16 protein-coding genes are annotated in these 18,870 nt (G+C 72.6%); 8 read left to right on the forward strand and 8 right to left on the reverse strand.

Annotated elements, in window-relative coordinates; genetic code table 11:
- Window positions 1-56 precede the first annotated feature (56 nt).
- The gene (gene ptsP, locus ACH4J0_RS24505) at window positions 57-1,730 is read right to left on the reverse strand and encodes a phosphoenolpyruvate--protein phosphotransferase (RefSeq protein WP_396242683.1); all 1,674 of its coding nucleotides are present in this window, start codon (window positions 1,728-1,730) and stop codon (window positions 57-59) included.
- A 26-nt stretch (window positions 1,731-1,756) separates the two neighbouring features.
- Window positions 1,757-2,029: an HPr family phosphocarrier protein gene (locus ACH4J0_RS24510; protein WP_396242684.1), complete on the reverse strand. Its 273-nt coding sequence runs from the start codon at window positions 2,027-2,029 to the stop codon at window positions 1,757-1,759.
- A gap of 333 nt (window positions 2,030-2,362) precedes the next feature.
- Here ACH4J0_RS24510 and ACH4J0_RS24515 point away from each other — a divergent pair, with 333 nt between their 5' ends.
- The 3 genes from ACH4J0_RS24515 (at window position 2,363) to ACH4J0_RS24525 (ending at window position 6,213) form a co-directional block, all read left to right on the forward strand.
- A complete protein-coding gene (locus ACH4J0_RS24515) occupies window positions 2,363-3,124 on the forward strand; it encodes a DeoR/GlpR family DNA-binding transcription regulator (protein WP_396242753.1) in 762 nt (253 codons plus the stop codon).
- Window positions 3,121-4,080, forward strand: coding sequence for a 1-phosphofructokinase (gene pfkB / locus ACH4J0_RS24520; protein ID WP_396242686.1), 960 nt, complete (start codon window positions 3,121-3,123; stop codon window positions 4,078-4,080). The genes ACH4J0_RS24515 and pfkB overlap by 4 nt, the downstream gene beginning before the upstream one ends.
- A 105-nt stretch (window positions 4,081-4,185) precedes the next feature.
- Window positions 4,186-6,213, forward strand: a complete 2,028-nt coding sequence (locus ACH4J0_RS24525; protein WP_396242687.1) for a fructose-specific PTS transporter subunit EIIC — start codon at window positions 4,186-4,188, stop codon at window positions 6,211-6,213.
- 124 nt (window positions 6,214-6,337) lie between these two features.
- Here the strand turns inward: ACH4J0_RS24525 and ACH4J0_RS24530 are convergent, their stop codons facing one another.
- The 3 genes from ACH4J0_RS24530 to ACH4J0_RS24540 form a co-directional block, all read right to left on the reverse strand.
- Entirely contained in the window at window positions 6,338-7,126 is a 789-nt protein-coding gene (locus ACH4J0_RS24530; protein ID WP_396242688.1) for a hypothetical protein, read from the reverse strand.
- Entirely contained in the window at window positions 7,123-7,653 is a 531-nt protein-coding gene (locus ACH4J0_RS24535) for a SigE family RNA polymerase sigma factor (RefSeq protein ID WP_396242689.1), read from the reverse strand. Before ACH4J0_RS24535 ends, ACH4J0_RS24530 begins: the two co-directional genes overlap by 4 nt.
- A gap of 128 nt (window positions 7,654-7,781) precedes the next feature.
- Window positions 7,782-8,795 carry an expansin EXLX1 family cellulose-binding protein gene (locus ACH4J0_RS24540; RefSeq protein ID WP_396242690.1) on the reverse strand — a complete coding sequence of 338 codons (1,014 nt, stop codon included), beginning with the start codon at window positions 8,793-8,795 and terminating at the stop codon, window positions 7,782-7,784.
- Between the two features lie 478 nt (window positions 8,796-9,273).
- On the opposite strand from ACH4J0_RS24540, the gene ACH4J0_RS24545 reads away from it, so the two are divergent.
- From ACH4J0_RS24545 to ACH4J0_RS24560, 4 genes are all read left to right on the forward strand, one after another.
- Window positions 9,274-9,876, forward strand: coding sequence for a carbonic anhydrase (locus ACH4J0_RS24545; protein WP_396242691.1), 603 nt, complete (start codon window positions 9,274-9,276; stop codon window positions 9,874-9,876).
- 28 nt (window positions 9,877-9,904) lie between these two features.
- A complete protein-coding gene (locus tag ACH4J0_RS24550) occupies window positions 9,905-10,060 on the forward strand; it encodes a hypothetical protein (protein WP_396242692.1) in 156 nt (51 codons plus the stop codon).
- Window positions 10,057-11,544, forward strand: a complete 1,488-nt coding sequence (locus ACH4J0_RS24555) for a SulP family inorganic anion transporter (protein ID WP_396242693.1) — start codon at window positions 10,057-10,059, stop codon at window positions 11,542-11,544. The genes ACH4J0_RS24550 and ACH4J0_RS24555 overlap by 4 nt, the downstream gene beginning before the upstream one ends.
- A gap of 138 nt (window positions 11,545-11,682) precedes the next feature.
- On the forward strand, window positions 11,683-12,054 hold the full coding sequence (locus tag ACH4J0_RS24560; protein ID WP_396242694.1) for a DUF1304 domain-containing protein: 372 nt from the start codon (window positions 11,683-11,685) through the stop codon (window positions 12,052-12,054).
- Between the two features lie 524 nt (window positions 12,055-12,578).
- Here ACH4J0_RS24560 and mmsB read toward each other — a convergent pair.
- The 3 genes from mmsB to chvE form a co-directional block, all read right to left on the reverse strand.
- Window positions 12,579-13,814, reverse strand: coding sequence for a multiple monosaccharide ABC transporter permease (mmsB, locus tag ACH4J0_RS24565; RefSeq protein WP_396242695.1), 1,236 nt, complete (start codon window positions 13,812-13,814; stop codon window positions 12,579-12,581).
- A 3-nt stretch (window positions 13,815-13,817) separates the two neighbouring features.
- The gene (mmsA, locus tag ACH4J0_RS24570; protein ID WP_396242696.1) at window positions 13,818-15,365 is read right to left on the reverse strand and encodes a multiple monosaccharide ABC transporter ATP-binding protein; all 1,548 of its coding nucleotides are present in this window, start codon (window positions 15,363-15,365) and stop codon (window positions 13,818-13,820) included.
- 115 nt (window positions 15,366-15,480) lie between these two features.
- Entirely contained in the window at window positions 15,481-16,575 is a 1,095-nt protein-coding gene (chvE, locus tag ACH4J0_RS24575; protein WP_396242697.1) for a multiple monosaccharide ABC transporter substrate-binding protein, read from the reverse strand.
- Between the two features lie 646 nt (window positions 16,576-17,221).
- Between chvE and ACH4J0_RS24580 the strand changes: the two genes are divergently transcribed.
- On the forward strand, window positions 17,222-18,706 hold the full coding sequence (locus ACH4J0_RS24580) for an arabinofuranosidase catalytic domain-containing protein (protein ID WP_396242698.1): 1,485 nt from the start codon (window positions 17,222-17,224) through the stop codon (window positions 18,704-18,706).
- The last annotated feature ends 164 nt before the right edge of the window (window positions 18,707-18,870 follow it).

Below are 18,870 nucleotides of genomic sequence, written 5' to 3' on the forward strand. Positions count from 1 at the left end.
GACGGCCGGGGTGTTCCATTGGCCGAGCGCTGTCGTGGAACGCCCGTGACCGCTTGTCACCCAGCCGTGGGCGGCTGCTCCTCACCGCGCCCTGCCATCCGCGACCGGACCAGGTCGCGCGCGGTGGCGGCGTCATCGGCGAGCAGGGCCAGTTCCGCGAGTTCGCGGCACTGCGCGAGGGTGTGGGCGGCCAGCGCCGCCCGCACCTCGGGGAGCGCGGCGGGCGCGGCGGACAGGCTGGTGATCCCGAGGCCGACCAGGACCAGGGCGAGCGCCGGGTCGGCGGCGGCCTCGCCGCAGACGCCGATCGGCCGGCCGTGCTCGGCGGCCGATCCGGCGGCGGTGGCGACCAGCCCGAGCAGAGCGGGCTGCCACGGGTCGAGCAGCTCGGCGAGCGTGCCGAGCGTCCGGTCGGCCGCGAAGGTGTACTGGGCGAGGTCGTTGGTGCCGATGCTGAAGAAGTCGCAGACCTCGGCGAGCCGGTCGGTCCGGAGGGCGGCTGCCGGGACCTCGATCATCGCGCCGGCCTGCGACAGGCCGTGCGCGCGGACCAGGGCGGCGAACTCGGCGGCCTCGCGCGGGATCGAGACCATCGGGGCCATGACCCAGACCTGCGCGGTGCTGTCCTTGGCGGCCTGGGCGATCGCGGCGAGCTGGGTCTCCAGGAGCTGCGGGTCGCGGGCTGCCGTCCGCAGGCCGCGGACGCCCAGCGCCGGGTTCTCCTCGTCGGTGGAGCTCGCGAAGGGCAGCGGCTTGTCCGCGCCCGCGTCCAGCGTGCGGACGACGACGCGGCGGCCGGTGAAGGCGGCGAAGACCTGCCGGTAGGCGGCGGCCTGTTCGGCGAGGCCCGGTGCCTCGGCGCGGTCCAGGAAGAGGAACTCGGTGCGGAACAGGCCCACGCCCTCGGCGTCGGCGGCGGCCGCGCCGGGCAGCTCGTACGGTGCGCCGAGGTTGACCAGCAGCGCGACCGGGTGACCGTCCGCGGTCCGGCCCGGTCCCCGGAATCCGGCCGACACCTCGCGGCGACGGCGCTCGCGCTCGGCGGCCCGGTCGACCGCCTCCGGACTCGGGTCGGGCTCGACCACACCGTCCGCGCCGTGCACCAGGACCTGCGAGCCGTCCGTGAGTGCCGCGGCGTCGGCGCAGCCGACCACGGCGGGCAGGCCGAGCGCCTTGGCGAGGATGGCGGTGTGGCTGGTCGGCCCGCCGCGGACGGTGACGAGGGCCAGCACCCGTTCGGGGTCGAGCAGGGCGGTGTCGGCGGGCGCCAGGTCGTCGGCGACCAGGACGTACGGGTGGCCGGGATCGGGCAGGCCGGGCACGGGCAGACCGAGCAGGCGGGCCACGGCGCGGTCGCGCAGGTCGTCCAGGTCCGCGACGCGTTCCGCGAAGTACCCGCCGGCGGCGGCCAACGCGGTGCGGAAGCCGTCGAAGGCGGCGGTGAGCGCGTGGGCGCCGTCGGTGCCCTGCTCGGCGAGGGCGGCCGCCCCGTCGGCGAGGGCCGGGTCGGCGGCCATCATGGCCTGGGCGGCGAGTACCTGGGAGCCGGGGCCGCTCGCGCGGACGGCGCGCTCGTCCAGGTCGGCGGCGACCGCACCGAGGGCGGCGCGGACGGCCGCGGCCTCGGCCGCCGGGTCGGTGACAGGCCTCGGTGCGGGTAGCGTCGGCGCGGGTGCCATCCGGGCGACGGGGCCTGCCGCACTGCCGCTGCCGACGCCGATGCCGCGCATCGGACAGCTCATGAGCCCGGCTCGCTTCATGCCGTCGCGTCGAGGTCGGAGGCGAGCAGCTCGGCGAGCGCCTTGACCGCGTCCTGGGCCCCGTCGCCGTCGGCGGTGAGCTCCAGGGTCTCGCCGCGGCCGGCTGCCAGGGCGAGGACGGAGAGCAGGCTGCGGGCGTCGACCGGGGTCTGGCCCGGGCGGCCGACGGTGACCTTGGCCGGCTGCTGGGCGGCGGCCTTGACGAACGTGGACGCCGGGCGGGCGTGCAGGCCGCTCGCGGAGCCGACGGTGACCTGGATCGAGTGCATCGGATTTCCTCGGGGAGACGGTCGCCGACCCGGGTGGGAGCCGGGCCGGCGGAGATGGGCACGGTGGCCGCGCGGAGGGTGAGGCGCGGGCCACCGTGTTCGTGCCTGGTCCTCGCGGTACGGGGGCAGTGGCGGAACCGGGCGGTGCGTGGTTTCACGCCCGTTGGCGTGTTGTTCGATTGGTTTTACGCCCGGTTGCCGAGGGATGTCAACACATTCGGACATTCTGTGCCGGTCGAAGCGGAGGCGGAACAAGCTCTTGCTTTTTCGGTGCGAGCGCGTATGGTCGGGCCTCATCAGGCATGAACGGACATGAAACGGACCCGAAACCACATGTATGCACCGGAGCGACAGCAGCAGATCCTCCGCCTCGCCCAGAGACAGGGCAGGGTGGACGTGCCGACGCTGGCCGAGGACTTCGGCGTCACGCAGGAGACCATCCGGCGTGACCTGAGCGCCCTGGACCGGGCCGGTCTGCTGCACCGGGTGCACGGCGGCGCGCTGCCCGCCGGAGCACTGCACCTGGAGCCCGGCCTCGCCGAACGGGACTCGACCGCCGCGGCCGAGAAGGAGCGCATCGCCAGAGCGGCCCTGGCCCTGCTGCCCAGCGAGGGCAGCGTCATCCTGGACGCCGGGACGACCGTCTCCCGGCTGGCCGGTCTGCTGCCCGCAGACTGCGCCCTCACCGTCGTCACCAACGCCCTCCCGGTCGCGGCCCGGCTGGCCGACCACCCGGAGCTCGCCCTCCACCTGGTCGGCGGGCGGCTGCGGCACCGCACCCAGGCCGCCGTCGACGCCTGGGCGCTGCGCGACCTGGCCGACGTCCACGCGGATGTCGCGGTCGTCGCCACCAACGGCTTCGCCGTGGAGGGCGGTCTGTCCACGCCGGACCTCGCCGAGGCGGCCGTCAAGCGGGCCATGCTGGCCGGCGCCCGCCGGGTGGTGCTCGTCGCCGACTCCTCCAAGTACGGTGTCCGCCACTTCGCCCGGTTCGGCTCGCTGGACCAGGTCGACGTGCTGGTCACGGACACTGGACTGACCGACGAGCAGGCCGCCGAGATCGAGAACCACGGACCGGAAGTCATCCGCGCATGATCGTCACCATCACCCCGAACCCCAGCCTCGACCGCACCTACGAGCTGGGAACGCTCGCCCTCGGCGAGGTCAACCGCGCCGCACACGACCGGCTCGACCCCGGCGGCAAGGGCGTCAACGTCTCCCGGGCGCTCACGGCCGCCGGCCACCGCACCACCGCCGTCCTGCCGCTCGGCGGCCTCTCCGGGCAGCTGCTCGCCGACCTGCTGCGCCGCCAGGGCATCGACGTCGCGGCGGTCGCGATCTCGGGCGACACCCGGATCAACGTCTCGATCGCCGAGGACGGCGGCAGCCTCACGAAGGTCAACGCGGTGGGCCCCGAGCTCAGCGCCGCCGAGTCGGCCGCGCTGCTGGCGCTCGTCCGCGACACCCAGCGGATCGGACGGGGCGCCGGGAACGGCGTCGACTGGCTGGCCTGCTGCGGCAGCCTGCCGCGCGGACTGGCGCCGGAGTGGTACGCCGAGCTGGTGGCCCAGGTGCATTCGGGCGGCGCCCGCATCGCCCTGGACACCTCCGGTCCCGCGCTGCTCGCCGCGCTCTCGGCCCGTCCCGACGTGGTCAAGCCCAACCGGGAGGAACTCGCCGAGGCGGTGGGCCGCCAGGTGACGACCGTCGGCGACGCCGTGGACGCGGCCGGGGAACTGCGCAAGCGCGGCGCCCAGCAGGTCCTGGCCAGCCTCGGCGCGGACGGGATGCTGCTGATCGCCGAGGAGGGCGGCTGGTACGGCAGCGCACCGGTTGCCGTCGTGCGCAGCGACGTGGGAGCGGGCGACGCCTCCCTCGCGGGTTTCCTCGGAGCCGGTGGCACCGGTCCCGAGGCGCTGGCGGCGGCCCTGGCGCACGGCGCCGCCGCCGTGCGACTGCCGGGGAGCGTCATGCCGACCCCGGCCGATCTGGACCCGGCCGCGGTGGTCGTGACGGCGGACATCCCGCTCGAACGACCGCTCCGCGGTTGAGAACGCCTCCAGCCGGAGGCAGCACGCCCGACCGTGTGGGACGGCAGGGCGACCATTCCCGGGGGCAAGGGAAGACTGACAGGCACCAGTCGAAGGACCGACACGATGAGCGACACCAGCGGACTGATCGCACCCGCACTCGTTGATCTCCACCTCGCCCCGACGGACAAGGGCGAAGCCCTCCGCTCCCTCGCCCAGCGGCTGGTCGCCGAGGGCAGGGTGACCGACCTCGACGGCTTCCTCGCCGACGTGGCCGCCCGGGAGGCCCAGGCCCCGACCGGGATGGGGGACGGGATCGGCATCCCGCACTGCAGATCGGCACACGTCACCCGGCCGAGCCTGGCCTTCGGCCGCAGCACCAGGGGCGTGGACTTCGACGCCCCGGACGGTCGGCCGGCCGACCTGATCTTCATGATCGCGGCGCCGGCCGGCGCGGACGACGCCCACCTTCAGATCCTCGCCGCGCTGGCCCGCCGACTGATGGACCCCGCCTTCACCGGTGCCCTCCGCGACGCCGGGAGCCCGGGCGCGGTCGCGGCCCTGATCAACGGCGAGGAGGCGCCGGCCGTCGCTCCGGAAGCGGTGCCGACTCCGGTCCCGTCCCCGTCCCCGGCTCCGGAGACGGCTCCGGAGGCGGCCGCTCCGCAGGGCGAACTGCGGCTGGTCGCCGTGACCTCCTGCCCGACCGGGATCGCCCACACCTACATGGCCGCCAAGGCCCTGGAACTGGCCGCCGCCCGGGCGGGTGCGCGGATCGAGGTCGAGACCCAGGGGTCGGCCGGGACGACGGTGCTCGCGCCCGAGGTGATCGCGGCTGCCGACGCGGTGATCCTGGCCCATGACGTCGAGGTCCGGGACCGGGCCCGCTTCGCCGGCAAGCCGACCGTGGACGTGGGGGTGAAGGCCGCCGTCAACCGCGCCGACGACCTGATCGCCCAGGCCGCCGGGCTGGTGGCCGAGCACGGCGGGGGCAGGCGCCCCGACGGCGCACCGGTTCCCGCTCCGGCCACGCCGACGGGTGAGCACTGGGCCCAGCGGCTGCGCAAGTACCTGATGACGGGCGTCAGTTACATGATCCCCTTCGTGGCGGCTGGGGGTCTGCTGATCGCCCTCGCCTTCGCGATCGGCGGTTACCAGATCGCCTCCGCGCCGTCCGTGCTGGGCCATTTCGACTGGACCTCCTCGCACAGCTGGGCGGCGATGCTGTTCCAGACCGGCAAGACCTCGTTCGGCTTCCTGGTCCCGGTCCTCTCCGGATACATCGCCTGGGCGGTCGCGGACCGGGCGGCGCTGGCCGCCGGCATCGCCGGGGGCGCCGTGTCGGTGGCGGTCGGCGCGGGCTTCCTCGGAGGCATCGTGTCGGGCCTGGCCGCGGGCTTCCTGGTGCTGTGGATGATCCGCTGGAACGTGCCGCGCGCGGTCAAGGGCGTCATGCCGGTCGTGGTGATCCCGCTGGTGTCGGTAGCGGCGGTCGGTTTCCTGATGTTCGTGGTGGTCGGTTCGCCCATCGCCTCGGCGATGAACGGCCTGACCGACTGGCTGAACGGCCTCTCCGGCTCTAACGCGATCCTGCTCGGCCTGCTGCTCGGCGCGATGATGGCCTTCGACATGGGTGGTCCGCTCAACAAGGTCGCGTACACCTTCGCGGCCGGTGCGCTCACCACGGCGGGCACCACGCCGGACGCCGGCAGCCTCAAGGTGATGGCCGCTGTGATGGCCGCCGGTATGACCCCGCCGCTGGGCATGGCCCTGGCCACCGTCGTCCGGCGCAGGCTGTTCACCGCCGAGGAGCGGGAGAACGGCAAGGCGGCCTGGGTGCTCGGAGCCTCGTTCATCACCGAGGGCGCGATCCCGTTCGCGGCGGCGGACCCGCTGCGGGTCATCCCGGCGAGCATCGTCGGCAGCATGACGGCCGGCGGCATGGTGATGGCCTTCGGCTCCACCCTTCGGGCCCCACATGGCGGGATCTGGGTGCTCCCGCTGATCGGCAGCCCGTTCCTGTACCTGGTCGCGATCGCGGCGGGCACGGTGGTCACCGCGGCGGTGGTCGTCCTGCTCAAGGGCATGCGCAAGCCCGCCACCTCGGCGGCGCCGGAGTCCCTCGCCACCGCGGCGGAACCGGTCGGCGCCTGACACCGACGGCCGGTCAGGTGCGGCCGGGGTGATCCGGCAGGCCGGAGTTCGAGCCGGAACAGGGGCGCCCGCCCAGTCGAGCGGGCGCCCCTTCCGTGTCCCTGAGGCGGAGCCGTCCGGCCCCTCACCGGCCCGGCGGGAAGCCTCCCCAGACGGATGCGGAGCCGCCCGCGGACTGGGCCTCCACGCGGTAGCCGTCGTTCGTGGAACCGCGCACGCCGGTGGCGTGGTTGTACTGGGCGGCGAACTCGTGCTGCCCGGCCGGGACGGTGCGGCCCGGCTTGAGCACCCAGCGGTAGAGCAGTGCGCCGCCGGACTCCTGGACGGAGACGGTGAAGTCGTCGACGGGCAGGGTCCGCCAGTTGCCGGTGTCGCGCACGTCGCCGGTCTGCGCGACGCGCAGTTCGACGGTGAGCGCGGTGAGCGGCTGGGTGGTCCTGAGCGTGAGGTCGTTCTGGGCCCAGTAGACGGTGCTGTGCGGGTCGATCGACCCCTCCGCCCAGAGCGGTCCGTTCTGGGTCCGGCTGCTCGCCGACGCGGTCGGGCGGGGGACGGCCGGGGTGGCGGTGGGCGGCGTGGTGACCGCCGGTGCCGGGGCCGCGGGCGGGGGAGCGGACCGCGTCGGCGTCGGGATGGCCGTCGGCGAGGGCTCGGCCGGTGCCGTGGTGACGGTGTCCGTCGGTTGCGGGGTCCAGGGGGTGATGCCGGCCACGGCGAGTCCGCCGGTGGCCAGGGCGCCGACGGCGGCGAGACCGGCGAGCGCGAGCTTGGGCCAGGACCGTAGGCCCGACCGCGCACGGTGACGGACGACGGGACCGGCGGCGCCGCGCTGCACGCGGGTCAGCATCCTTGCCCTGTCGGGCTGGTGGGCCTCGGCGGCCTCGCGCAGCTGCCGGGCGATGTGCTCGTTCACCGGTTCCTCCTTCCCGTCGTCAGTTCGCCGACCGCTCGTGCGCCGAGCGCTCTCTCCAACGCGGCCATCCCCTTCGAGGTCTGGCTCTTCACCGTACCGACCGATATGCCCAGCGCCGCGGCGGTGTCCTTCTCCGAGAGGTCGAAGGCGTGCCGCAGCACCACGCAGGCCCGCTTGCGGAACGGTAGTCGGGCGAGGGCCGCCCGGACGTCCAGTACGCCCGCCACGTCCGGTCCGTCGGTCCTCTCCGGGCTGCGGGTCCAGAACAGCAGGACCCGGCGCCGTTCGCGGATCGCGCTGCGGATCCGCTCCCGGGCCATGTTGGCGACCACCCCGCGGGCGTAGGCGAGCGGGTGGTCGGCCGCGCGGAGGCGGTCCCAGCGTTGCCACAGTGCGAGCAGAGCGTCCGCGGCGAGGTCGTCGGCCGCGTCCGCCTCACCGGTCAGGAGGTGTGCGAGACGGGCGAGTTCGGCGTAGTGGCGGTCGAAGAAGTCGTGGAATTCCGTGGAGGTGTCATCGAGGAGCATGTCCCCCGGTCGCCCTCTCCCTACAATGTGAGCGTTAACAATCGGCATGAGCCTAGCAGTGCGCCCTTCCGGGGCCGGTGTCCGCCCCCGGAGGGGCGCGACCGGCGGCCGAGGGGCGATCAGCGCGGTCAACGCCGGGCGAACTGGACGCTCGTCGGCTGGGCGACGTCCGGTTTCACCGCGAGCCCGTCGACGGTCAGCTGCTCCCCGTAGATGTCGGTGACCCTGATCGTTCCGCCGCATCCGCTGCCGTCGGGGGAGAGGAAGTAGTCGTAGTCGGTGCGGGACAATCTCCGCCAGCCGCCGCCGGTTCGGACCTCCAGCGCGGCCACCGGGTTCCGGTGGCCGATCACCTGGATCCCGCACCACCACTGGCTGGAGCCGGTCTTGTACCGGATCGACATGGTCGCCGGCGCCACGGCGGGGCTCAGCAGCGTCCACGTGATCGGGAGCCGGCCCACCGAGAGCTCGGCGAGCTCGGCGAAGGCCTGGTGACTGAGGTCGAGCTGCCCGGGCGCGCAGGGCAGCGGGCAGTCGTTGACGATCCGCACGGTGACGCTCGCCCCGTTGGCGGCGCGGACGAGTACGTACGCCCCGCACGCGTTGGAGGAGTCGTAGTCGGTGTGGTTCATCGCCGCCACCATGAGGTCGTCGGACGGGCCGAACAGGCAGGCGCCGTTGCCGTCGGCGGCGTCGTAGGAGGTGGCGACGCCCGAGTAGCTCGTTCCCGGCTTGATCCGCCCGGCCAGGGGGGCGGTGGAGGCCACCGTACGGGCGCCGCTGGTGGCGGCGGAGGGGGACGGGACGGTGGTGGAGGCCGTCGGCCGCGCCGTGGGCGGGGCCGACGGCGACGGCGAGCCGCCGGCCGAGGGCGAGGCCGAGGGTGAGGGGCTGGTGGCCGAGGACGGCGGGGCCGAGGGTGTGACGGCGACCGAGGTGCCGGAGACGGGTGGGGAGCCGGGCTCGGTGGCCGCGACGGAGGCGGCGGCCGGTTGTGCGGTGCCGGTGCCGGACCCGTTCCCGAGGAGGAGCGAGAGGCCGAGGCACACCAGTACCCCGACGGCCGCCACCGCCAACGGGACGCCCCTGACCGGCCCTCGCCCGCGCCGTGCCCGGGGAGCGGCGTGTTTCGTGTCCCTCATGCCCATCCAATTCGGTAGATCGAGTCGACGTTCACCGCTCAGTGGCCGCCGGGGCCGGAAAGGTTGCCGTTCCGGCCCCGGTTTCCTCCGCGCGACCGCCGGCGCGACGCCGTCGGTGCCGTCCGTCAGTCGCCACCGTCGCGGCGGAGGTCGTCGCCCGTCCGGGATTCGTTCGCCGCTGGGCCGCGGGCTGCCGGAGCGGAAGGCCCCCTGTCATCCGGGGCGACAGGATGTTGACGAGATCCGCACAACTTGCGCCCGGAACGGGTCTTTGCCCTTCCCATAGCCATGCTTTACTCGGTCTTGACGCTTCATCAGGTCGCCGGACCGGCACCGACGACGGCGCGGCCCAGCGGCGTGCCGCGGTCGTCGTGCTGACGCCACCCGTTCCGCCCGGAGCACTCGGCTCCGAGGCACCGCCCCCCCGTCCATCGCCCCTCCGCGGAAGCCACAGGGGCACGAAGGAGGCACCAACTCCATGGATCCGCTCATCGACCGGGCCCGGGCCTTTCCGCAGCGCGCCGGCGACGCCGGCCGGGCACTCACCGGCCTCGCCGCCGGCCAGGCACCCCAGGCCCTCTTCATCACCTGCTCGGACTCGCGCGTGGTGCCCGCCCTGATCACCAGCGCCGACCCCGGCGACCTCTTCGAACTCCGTACCGCGGGCAACATCGTCCCCGCCTACCGGGCCGACCGGGCTTCGGGGGAGGCCGCCACCATCGAGTACGCCGTCGAGGTGCTCGGCGTCCGTGACATCGTGGTCTGCGGCCACTCGCACTGCGGTGCCGTCGGCGCCGTGGTCCGCGGCGAGGACCTCAGCGTCGTCCCCGCCGTCCGCGCCTGGTTGCGCCAGGCCGACCCGGCCGAACTCGGCGCGGACGGGGCCGACGTGTTCGACCCCACGGTCGCCAGCCCCGTGCAGCGTCACGTCCTCGCTCAGCTGGACCGCCTGCGCGGCTATCCGACGGTGGCCCGACGGCTGCGCGAGGGTGGCATCCGGCTGCACGGCTGGTTCTACGAGATCCACACCGGGCTGGTGCTCGCCCACCAGCCCGACGCCGACCTCTTCCTGCCGCTGTGAAGCGGCTGTGAACCGGTGTGACCCGCCGGTGACCCACGGCATCCCACCCGGCCCCGCACACCGCGCCACCACCACCCTCCGGACCGACACCGTCCGCACCGACATCGTCCGCACCGACATCGTCCGGACCGACACCGTCCGCACCGACACCGTCCGCACCGATACTCTCCCGAGGACCCGATGACCCGTCGTCCCGCCCTTCGGCTGAGCACTCTGCGCTCTGACCTCCCCGCTTCCGTCGTCGTCTTCCTGGTCGCGCTCCCGCTCTGCGTGGGCGTCGCCGTCGCCTCCGGCGTGCCGGCCGAACTCGGCCTGATCACCGGCATCGTGGGCGGCCTGGTGACCGGGCTGCTGCCCGGCAGCAGCCTCCAGGTGTCCGGCCCCGCCGCCGGCCTGACCGTGCTGGTCCTCGCCGCCGTCCAGGAGCACGGCCTCGCCACGCTCGGCGTCATCACCGCGGTGGCCGGCCTGCTTCAACTCGTCATGGGTGCGGCCCGGCTCGGCCGACTCTTCCGGGCGATATCCGTCTCCGTCGTCCAGGGCATGCTCGCCGGGATCGGCCTCGTCCTGATCGCCGGTCAGCTCTACGCCCTGGCCGACGCTAAGGGGCCGGCCGACGGGCTCGGCAAACTGGCGGGCCTGCCGCGCCTCGCCGTCGAGGCCGCCAGGAGCCCGCACGCCCTCGCCGCCGCCGCGATCGGGGCCGGGACGGTGCTGGTCCTGGTGCTCTGGCCGCGACTGCCCGCCCGGGTCCGCGTGGTGCCCGCACCGCTCGCCGCCGTCGCCGCCGCGACGGCCGTCACCGCCCTGTCCGACCTGCCCGTCGCCCGGGTCCGGGTGGCCGGTCTCGCGGGGGTGGTCCACCTGCCCGGCGGCACCGACCTCGCGGCGCTCGGCAGCGTCGGCGTCCTCGGCACGGCGCTCGCATTCGCGCTGATCGCCTCGGCCGAGAGCCTGTTCAGCGCCGCGGCCGTCGACCGCCTGCACGACGGCGCGCGCACGGACTACGACCGGGAACTGCTCGCCCAGGGCGTCGGCAACACCGTCTGCGGAGTCCTCGGCGCGCTCCCGATGACCGCCGTGATCGTCCGCAGTGCCGCCAACGTGCAAGCCGGTGCCCGCACCAAGGCCTCCCGGGTGCTGCACGGCGCCTGGCTGCTGCTCTTCGCCGCGCTGTTCCCGGCCGCGCTCTCAGTCGTCCCGGTCGCCGCCCTGGCCGGCGTCCTGGTGCACGCCGGTGCCAAGCTGGTCCCGGTCCGTGCGCTGCGCCCGCTCTGGCGGGCCGATCGCGGCGAAGCGGCGATCCTGACGGTGACCGCGGTGGCCATCGTGATGACCAACCTGCTCGAAGGCGTGCTGCTCGGTCTGCTCCTCGCGGTGCTCAAGAGCGCCTGGGACACTTCGCACCTGCACATCGCGGTCACCGATCCGGCCGACGGTCCGGTCCGGGTGACCCTGAGCGGGAACGCCACCTTCCTCCGGCTGCCCCGGCTGCTGGAGACCCTGGAATCCCTGGCGGAGCTGCCCGGGGACCGTCCCGTCCGGCTTGACCTCTCCGGCGTGCGTCACCTCGACCACGCCTGTCGCAGCGCCCTGGAGCAGTGGCAGGAGCGCCACAACCGCAGCGGCTCCGCCGAGTTGATAGGGCTGCCGCTGGCGGCGGCCTGACCGGGAGGCCCGGCTCGGGCGCGCGCGGGCTGTCCGGCAGCTCGCACTTGACGATTCGGCAAAGGGCTCGGAAGAATGCCGGTTCACCGATTGTGATCGCTCACATGGCGCCCTGCCGGCCCGCGGCCACTGCGTAGGATGCCTGGTGTGTCCACAGTTGCCGTGATTGCGGTTGTCGCGCTCGCCCTCCTACACGTCTACATCCTGGTCCTGGAGATGTTCCTGTGGACCACTCCCCGGGCTCGGGCCTCCTTCGGCACGTCGGCCGAGTTCGCGCGCTCCACCAAGGCGATGGCCGCCAACCAGGGTCTGTACAACGGCTTCCTGGCGGCCGGGCTGCTCTGGGGCGCGTTCGCCTCCGACCCGGTCGGGTTCCCGGTGCGGGTCTTCTTCGCCTCCTGCGTCGCCGTCGCCGGGCTGTTCGGCGCGGTGACGTCCTCCCGGAAGATCCTTTTCGTGCAGACCGTTCCGGCAGCGGTCGTACTGGTCCTGGTGCTCCTGGCCCGCTGAATCCCGAACGACCGTCCACCGAGGGGTGCTTCTCCCGAGAGGCACCCCTCCGGCCTTCTCACGACCGCGTGTCGGTCCGGCCTGCCGGACAGCTGTGATCCGACGGAGAACCCACTGACACGGTCGGCCGAAATCCTTGGGGGCACCGGGGCGAAGTCGGTCTCCCGGACGGCGGCGGCCACCTCCGGCGCGAGGCGTGTCTTGCCCACACCGCCCCTGCCCGGGAGCGTGACCAGGCGGCGAGTGCCCAGCAGCCGGTGGATCTCGGCGATCTCGTGCCGCCTGCCGACGAAGCCGGTCACGGCGGCGGGCAGGTTCCCGCGTTCGGGGATCACCCCGCCGCGTCGGCTCCAGTCTTCCGTGCCGGGCTCTGGGACCGCTCCCGCACGGAGAAGTCCGGGTGGGGGGAGAGGCCCGCACGAGGAGGCCGGGCGGAGGGCAGACGAACGGGCGGGGAGCGGCACGGTGTCCACACGCACCGTGTCGGTCCCCGCCCGGTTCAGGGTCGGCCCAGGTCAGTCAGGTCACGAACCGGCCTTGCGCTTGTTGTAGACGTCGAAACCGACGGCGGCGAGGAGCACCAGGCCCTTGATGACCTGCTGGTAGTCGGTGCCGACGCCGACGATCGACATGCCGTTGTTCAGCACGCCCAGCACCAGGCCGCCGATGATCGCGCCGAGGACGGTGCCGACACCGCCGCTGGCGGAGGCGCCGCCGATGAAGGCGGCGGCGATCGCCTCCAGCTCGAAGTTGATGCCCGCCTGCGGGGTGCCCGCGTTGAGCCGCGCGGCGAAGACCAGCCCGGCCAGCGCCGCGAGGACGCCCATGTTGGTGAAGGCCAGGAAGACGACCCGCTTGCTCTTCACCCCGGACAGCTTGGCCGCCGCCTCGTTGCCGCCGATCGCATAGGTGTGCCGACCGATGATCGAGTTGCGCATCAGGTAGCCGAAGCCGACCAGCAGGGCGCCGAGGATCAGCAGCACGATCGGCACGCCGTGGTAGCTGGCGAGCAGCAGGGTGAAGACGAGCACGGCCGCCGTGATCACGGCGAGCTTGGCGAGGAACAGCCCGAGCGGCAGGACCTCCAGCCCGTACGAGGCGGTCTGCCGGCGCCCGCGCAGCTCCTGGACGATCGCGACGGCCAGCACCGCGAGGCCGAGCAGCAGGGTGAGGTTGTGGTAGTCGGTGTGCGGGCCGACCTCGGGGAGGAAGCCGCTGCTGATGCTCTGGAAGCCCTTGGGGAACGGCGCCACGGACTGGCCCTGCAGCAGGATCTGGGTGCCGCCGCGGAACAGCAGCATGCCGGCCAGGGTGACGATGAAGGACGGAATCCCGAGATAGGCGATCCAGAAGCCCTGCCAGGCGCCGGCGAGCGCACCGATCACGAGCGCCGCCAGTGCGGCCACCGGCCAGGGCAGGTGCTGCTTGACCATCATGACGGCGGCGGCTGCCCCGACGAAGGCGGCGAGTGATCCCACCGAGAGGTCGATGTGCCCGGCGATGATGACGATCATCATGCCGATCGCCAGGATGAGGATGTAGCCGTTCTGCTGGATCAGGTTGGTGATGTTGAGCGGCTGGAGCAGGATGCCGTCCGTCCAGACCTGGAACAGCAGCACGATCAGGGCCAGCGCGACCAGCATGCCGTACTGGCGCACGTTGCCGCGCAGCGCGCCGGCCAGGGCGGAGCCGATGGAGGGGGTCGGGCCGGCCTGCGGCGCCTTCGGGGACGAATCCGGGATGATCTCGGTCGGGGCCATGCCTCACACCTGCTCGTTGCTGGATGCGGTGCTCATGGTCATGAGCCGCATGAGGTTTTCCTGGGTGGCGTCGGCGCGGGCGACCTCGCCGGTGATCCGGCCTTCGGCCATGGTGTAGATCCGGTCGCACAGGCCCAGGAGTTCGGGGAGTTCGGAAGAGATGACGAGGACGGCCTTGCCCTGGGCGGCCAGCTCGGCGATGACGGTGTAGATCTCCGCCTTGGCGCCGATGTCGATGCCCCGGGTGGGCTCGTCGAGGATCAGCACCTCGGGCTCGGCGAAGATCCACTTGCTGAGGACGACCTTCTGCTGGTTGCCGCCGCTGAGCGTGCCGGTCCGGGTGAACACCGTCGGAGCCTTGATGTTCATGGTCTTCCGGAAGGACTCGGCGACCCTGCTCTCCTCGTGCCGGTCGACCCGGCCGTACCGGGAGACCTTGCCGAGCGCGCTCAGCGAGATGTTCCGGGTGATGTCGTCGATGAGGTTCAGGCCGAGGTGCTTGCGGTCCTCGGTGACGTACGCGATGCCGTGCCCGATCGCCTCCGGCACCGTCCGGGTGCGGACCTCCCGGCCGTGCAGCCGCACCCGCCCGCCGCTCCAGCGGCCGTACGAGCGGCCGAAGACGCTCATCGCGAGTTCGGTGCGGCCGGCGCCCATCAGGCCGGCGATGCCGACGATCTCGCCGCGGCGCACGTTCAGCGAGGCGCCGTCCACGACGGTGCGCTGCTGGTCGATCGGGTGCCGGACGGTCCAGTCCTCGACCTCGAAGGCGATCTCGCCGATGTCGGGGGTGCGTTCGGGGTAGCGGTGTTCCAGGTCGCGGCCGACCATGCCGCGGATGATGCGGTCCTCGGAGATGCCCTCGGGGCCGATCGTGACGGTCTCGATGGTCTGTCCGTCGCGCAGGATGGTGACGGCGTCGGCGACCCGGGCGATCTCGTTCAGCTTGTGCGAGATGATGATGCAGGAGATGCCCTGCGCCTTGAGTTCGAGGATCAGGTCGAGGAGCTTGCGGCTGTCCTCGTCGTTCAGCGCGGCGGTCGGCTCGTCCAGGATGAGCAGCTTGACCTTCTTGGCCAACGCCTTGGCGATCTCGACCAGTTGCTGCTTGCCCACGCCGAGGTCGGCGATCCTGGTGTGCGGGCTCTCCTCCAGACCGACCTGCCGCAGCAGTTCGGCGGCGTGGGTGAGCGTGCGGTGCCAGCTGATCACGCCGCGGGTGGCGTGCTCGTTGCCCAGGAAGATGTTCTCGGCGACGGACAGGTACGGCACCAGGGCGAGCTCCTGGTGGATGATGACGATTCCGCGCTGCTCACTGGCCCGGATGTCCTTGAAGCGGCAGGGCTCGCCCTCGAAGAGGATCTCGCCCTCGTAGTCGCCGTGCGGGTAGACGCCGCTGAGCACCTTCATCAGGGTGGACTTGCCGGCGCCGTTCTCACCGCAGACGGCGTGCACCTCGCCGGCGGCGACGGTCAGGTTGACCTCGGAGAGCGCTTTGACGCCGGGGAACGACTTGCTGATCGACCGCATTTCGAGAACGGGTCCAGCCATGTTGTGCGTCCGTATCGTTCGGGGCGGTGCGGTGGGTGAGGAGGCCCCGGGCTCCGGGAGCCCGGGTTCCGCACCGCCGGTTTCGGCGTGGGGCCCGCCGGGCGGGCCCCACGGGCTACTTGAGCTGGTCCGCGGTGTACTGGCCGCTGTCGACCAGGACCTTCTGGTAGTTGTCCTTGTCGACGCTGACCGGCTGGAGCAGCTGCGCCGGGACGACCTTCACGCCGTTGTTGTACTGGGTGGTGTCGTTGACCTCGGGCTTGCCGCCGGTCAGCAGGGCGTCGCCCATCTGGACGGCGGCCTTGGCGAGCTGCCGGGTGTCCTTGTAGACGGTCTGGGTCTGCTCGCCCGCGATGATCGACTTCACCGAGGCCAGCTCGCCGTCCTGGCCCGTGACGATCGGGAGCGACTTGGCGGTGCCGTAGCCGACGGCCTTGAGCGAGGACAGGATGCCGATCGAGATGCCGTCGTACGGTGACAGCACGGCGTCGACGTGGGCGCTGGTGTAGGCCTTGCTCAGCAGGTTGTCCATCCGCGACTGGGCGAGAGCGCCGTCCCAGCGCAGCGTGGCGACCTGGTTGAAGTCGGTCTGGCCGCTCTGCACGACCAGCTTCTTCTGGTCGATGTACGGCTTGAGGACGCTCATCGCGCCGTTGAAGAAGAAGGTGGCGTTGTTGTCGTCCGGCGAGCCGGCGAACAGCTCGATGTTGAACGGGCCCTTGCCGTCCTTGAGGCCGAGCTTGTCGGCGATGTAGCTGCCCTGAAGGACGCCGACCTTGTAGTTGTCGAAGGTCGCGTAGTAGTCGACGTTCTGGGTGCCCCGGATCAGCCGGTCGTAGGAGATGACCGGGATGTGGGCGTCGGCGGCCTTCTGCAGCACGTTGGTGAGGGAGGAGCCGTCGATGGCGGCGATCACCAGCAGCTTGGCGCCCTTGGTGATCATGTTCTCCACCTGGGAGACCTGGTTCTCCACCACGTTGTCGCCGTACTGCAGGTCGGTCTTGTAGCCCTTGGCCTGGAAGTCCTTGACCATGTTGTTGCCGTCGTTGATCCAGCGCTCGGACGACTTGGTCGGCATGGCGATGCCCACGAGCCCGCCCTTGGCATCCCCCTTGGCCGCGCCGTCGCCGACTCCGTTGCTGCTCTGACCACAGGCCGCCAGGGAGAGCGTCAAGCCCACCGCGACGAGGCCCGCTGAAAGCTTCCGCACAGTTCCTCCAGTGAATGGTGTTCCGCGACCGCGCAGAGCGCCCCTGGTTGGGCGACTGGGAGCGGTCGAGCGGGGTCGGCCGGAGCGGGTCCCTCGCGCTGTGGAACGTCGGGGCTGCGGTAGCTCTGGCCTGGCGTGAAATGAAGTGTTAACGCTCACAAGACCCGCGTCAAGGCCCCTGGGATCACCGTTGGGTAGCGGCTGGCCGCCGACGGCGCGGCAGGGGTGCGAAGTGCCGGGCGAGGGGGCCGTTGCCGTGCGCCGTGAATGAACATCAGGCGAACGAAGAATGAATGTCAGGGTTGTTGCAGGAAGCAACCGGCCAGCGCGTCGGCTGCCCGTGGCACCGCGACCCGCGCGGGGCGGACCGGGCGCTGACGCGCCGGATCGGGGGGTGGGCGCTGGCGTCGATCTCTCCTCAACGGCCCTGCCCCGAGAATCGGTTGGCGACAGGTTCGGGCGTTCGGTCCGGTCGGCGGCGGTGCCGCCGGATCCGTCGAAAGTCTTGACGGGACACGGTCGAACCGGGCACTGTCACCGGTCCAGGAGCCTCCACCTCCCGCCCGGGTCGAAGTCTGCCGCCGCGGGCTGGATTGTTAGCGCTCACTTTCCCCTGGCCACGCTCGACGATGAGCAGGGAGCACCCATGAGTGACAACGACAGGACAACCCGTGGAAGCGGTGCGTTGCGCCGCCTCGCCCGGGCCGGGGCGGCGCTCGCCGTCCTGGTCGGCGCCCTGGCCGGCGCCACCGCGACGGCCGGCGTGGCCCAGGCCGCCACCCGGGGCCCGTGCGACCTCTACGCCGCCGGCGGCACGCCCTGCGTGGCGGCGCACAGCACCACCCGCGCGCTGTACGCCGGGTACGGCGGGCCGCTGTACCAGGTCCGGCGCGCGTCGGACGGGGCGCTACGGAACATCGGGGTGCTGAGCGCCGGCGGGTACGCCGACGCGGCAGCCCAGGACTCCTTCTGCGCCGGCACCGGCTGCGTGATCACCGCGATCTACGACCAGAGCGGCCGGGGCAACCACCTCACCCAGGCGCCCGGCGGCGGGGCGGCCGGCGGCCCGGACGACCTCGCGGACGCCACCCTGGCGCCCACCACGCTGAACGGCCACCGGGCCTACGGCGTGTACGTCGCGCCGGGCACCGGCTACCGCGACAACCACACCTCCGGCGTCGCCACCGGCGACCAGCCCGAGGGGATGTACGCGATCCTCGACGGCACCCACTACAACGGCGGCTGCTGCTTCGACTACGGCAACGCCGAGACCAGCAGCAACGACACCGGCAACGGTCACATGGAAGCCATCTACTTCGGCAACATCAAGGTCTGGGGCTACGGCAGCGGGCCCGGCCCCTGGGTGATGGCCGACCTGGAGAACGGCCTGTTCTCCGGCGTCGACACGCGCTACAACGCCAACGACCCGACGGTGAACCACCGTTACCTGACGGCCATGGTCAAGGGCGCCCCGAACCAGTGGGCGATCCGCGCGGGCGACGCCCGGTCCGGCGGGCTGTCGACCTTCTACTCCGGTCCGCGCCCGAACGCGTCCGGCTACAACCCGATGCACAAGGAGGGGGCGATCATCCTCGGCATCGGCGGCGACAACAGCAAGGGCGCCCAGGGCACCTTCTACGAGGGCGTGATGACCTCCGGTTACCCGTCGGAGGCCACCGAGAACGCCGTCCAGGCCGACATCGTCGCCGCCGGCTACGCCGACCCCGCGGGGGCGGCCACGGGGGCGCTGCACGGCACCGGTTCGGGCAAGTGCCTCGACGTCCCGAACACCTCGACCGCACCCGGGACCCAGGCACGGATCCAGAGCTGCTCCGGAGGAGCCGGCCAGATCTGGAGCCGCACCGCCGACGGACGGCTGACCGTGGACGTCTCCGGCACCACGCTGTGCCTGGACGCGTACGGCGGCGGGACGGCCGACGGCACCAAGGTGGTGGCCTGGCCCTGCAACGGCGGCGCCAACCAGCAGTGGCGCTTCAACGCCGACGGCAGCGTCACCGGCGTTCCGTCCGGCCGGTGCCTGGACGTCGACGGGGCGGCCGTCGCGGACGGCACGCCCGTCCAGCTGTGGAACTGCTGGGGCGGCGCCAACCAGCGGTGGACCATCGGGTAGCACCCAGCCCCGTCCGGACCCGGCCCGGTCTCCGCGACCCCGCGGCGACCGGGCCGTGCGTCGGTAGCCGCGGGTGGCGGGACGCCGCACGTGCCGTCAGAGGTGACTACGGCCTGTCCGGCGGATCTTGCCGGGCGCAGGATCCGCCGGACAGGCCCTGGCTA

This window comes from Kitasatospora sp. NPDC017646, from assembly GCF_044329365.1.
Lineage (GTDB): Bacteria > Actinomycetota > Actinomycetes > Streptomycetales > Streptomycetaceae > Kitasatospora.

Coding starts and splice junctions, on each gene's coding strand:
- ACH4J0_RS24540 (WP_396242690.1), bottom strand. CDS start 8,795: ATGAGGGACACGAAACACGCCGCTCCCCGGGCACGGCGCGGGCGAGGG.
- mmsB (WP_396242695.1), bottom strand. CDS start 13,814: ATGGCCCCGACCGAGATCATCCCGGATTCGTCCCCGAAGGCGCCGCAG.
- ACH4J0_RS24560 (WP_396242694.1), top strand. CDS start 11,683: ATGCCTGGTGTGTCCACAGTTGCCGTGATTGCGGTTGTCGCGCTCGCC.
- ACH4J0_RS24545 (WP_396242691.1), top strand. CDS start 9,274: ATGGATCCGCTCATCGACCGGGCCCGGGCCTTTCCGCAGCGCGCCGGC.
- ptsP (WP_396242683.1), bottom strand. CDS start 1,730: ATGCGCGGCATCGGCGTCGGCAGCGGCAGTGCGGCAGGCCCCGTCGCC.
- ACH4J0_RS24580 (WP_396242698.1), top strand. CDS start 17,222: ATGAGTGACAACGACAGGACAACCCGTGGAAGCGGTGCGTTGCGCCGC.
- ACH4J0_RS24555 (WP_396242693.1), top strand. CDS start 10,057: ATGACCCGTCGTCCCGCCCTTCGGCTGAGCACTCTGCGCTCTGACCTC.
- ACH4J0_RS24510 (WP_396242684.1), bottom strand. CDS start 2,029: ATGCACTCGATCCAGGTCACCGTCGGCTCCGCGAGCGGCCTGCACGCC.
- ACH4J0_RS24515 (WP_396242753.1), top strand. CDS start 2,363: ATGTATGCACCGGAGCGACAGCAGCAGATCCTCCGCCTCGCCCAGAGA.
- ACH4J0_RS24535 (WP_396242689.1), bottom strand. CDS start 7,653: ATGCTCCTCGATGACACCTCCACGGAATTCCACGACTTCTTCGACCGC.
- pfkB (WP_396242686.1), top strand. CDS start 3,121: ATGATCGTCACCATCACCCCGAACCCCAGCCTCGACCGCACCTACGAG.
- ACH4J0_RS24525 (WP_396242687.1), top strand. CDS start 4,186: ATGAGCGACACCAGCGGACTGATCGCACCCGCACTCGTTGATCTCCAC.
- mmsA (WP_396242696.1), bottom strand. CDS start 15,365: ATGGCTGGACCCGTTCTCGAAATGCGGTCGATCAGCAAGTCGTTCCCC.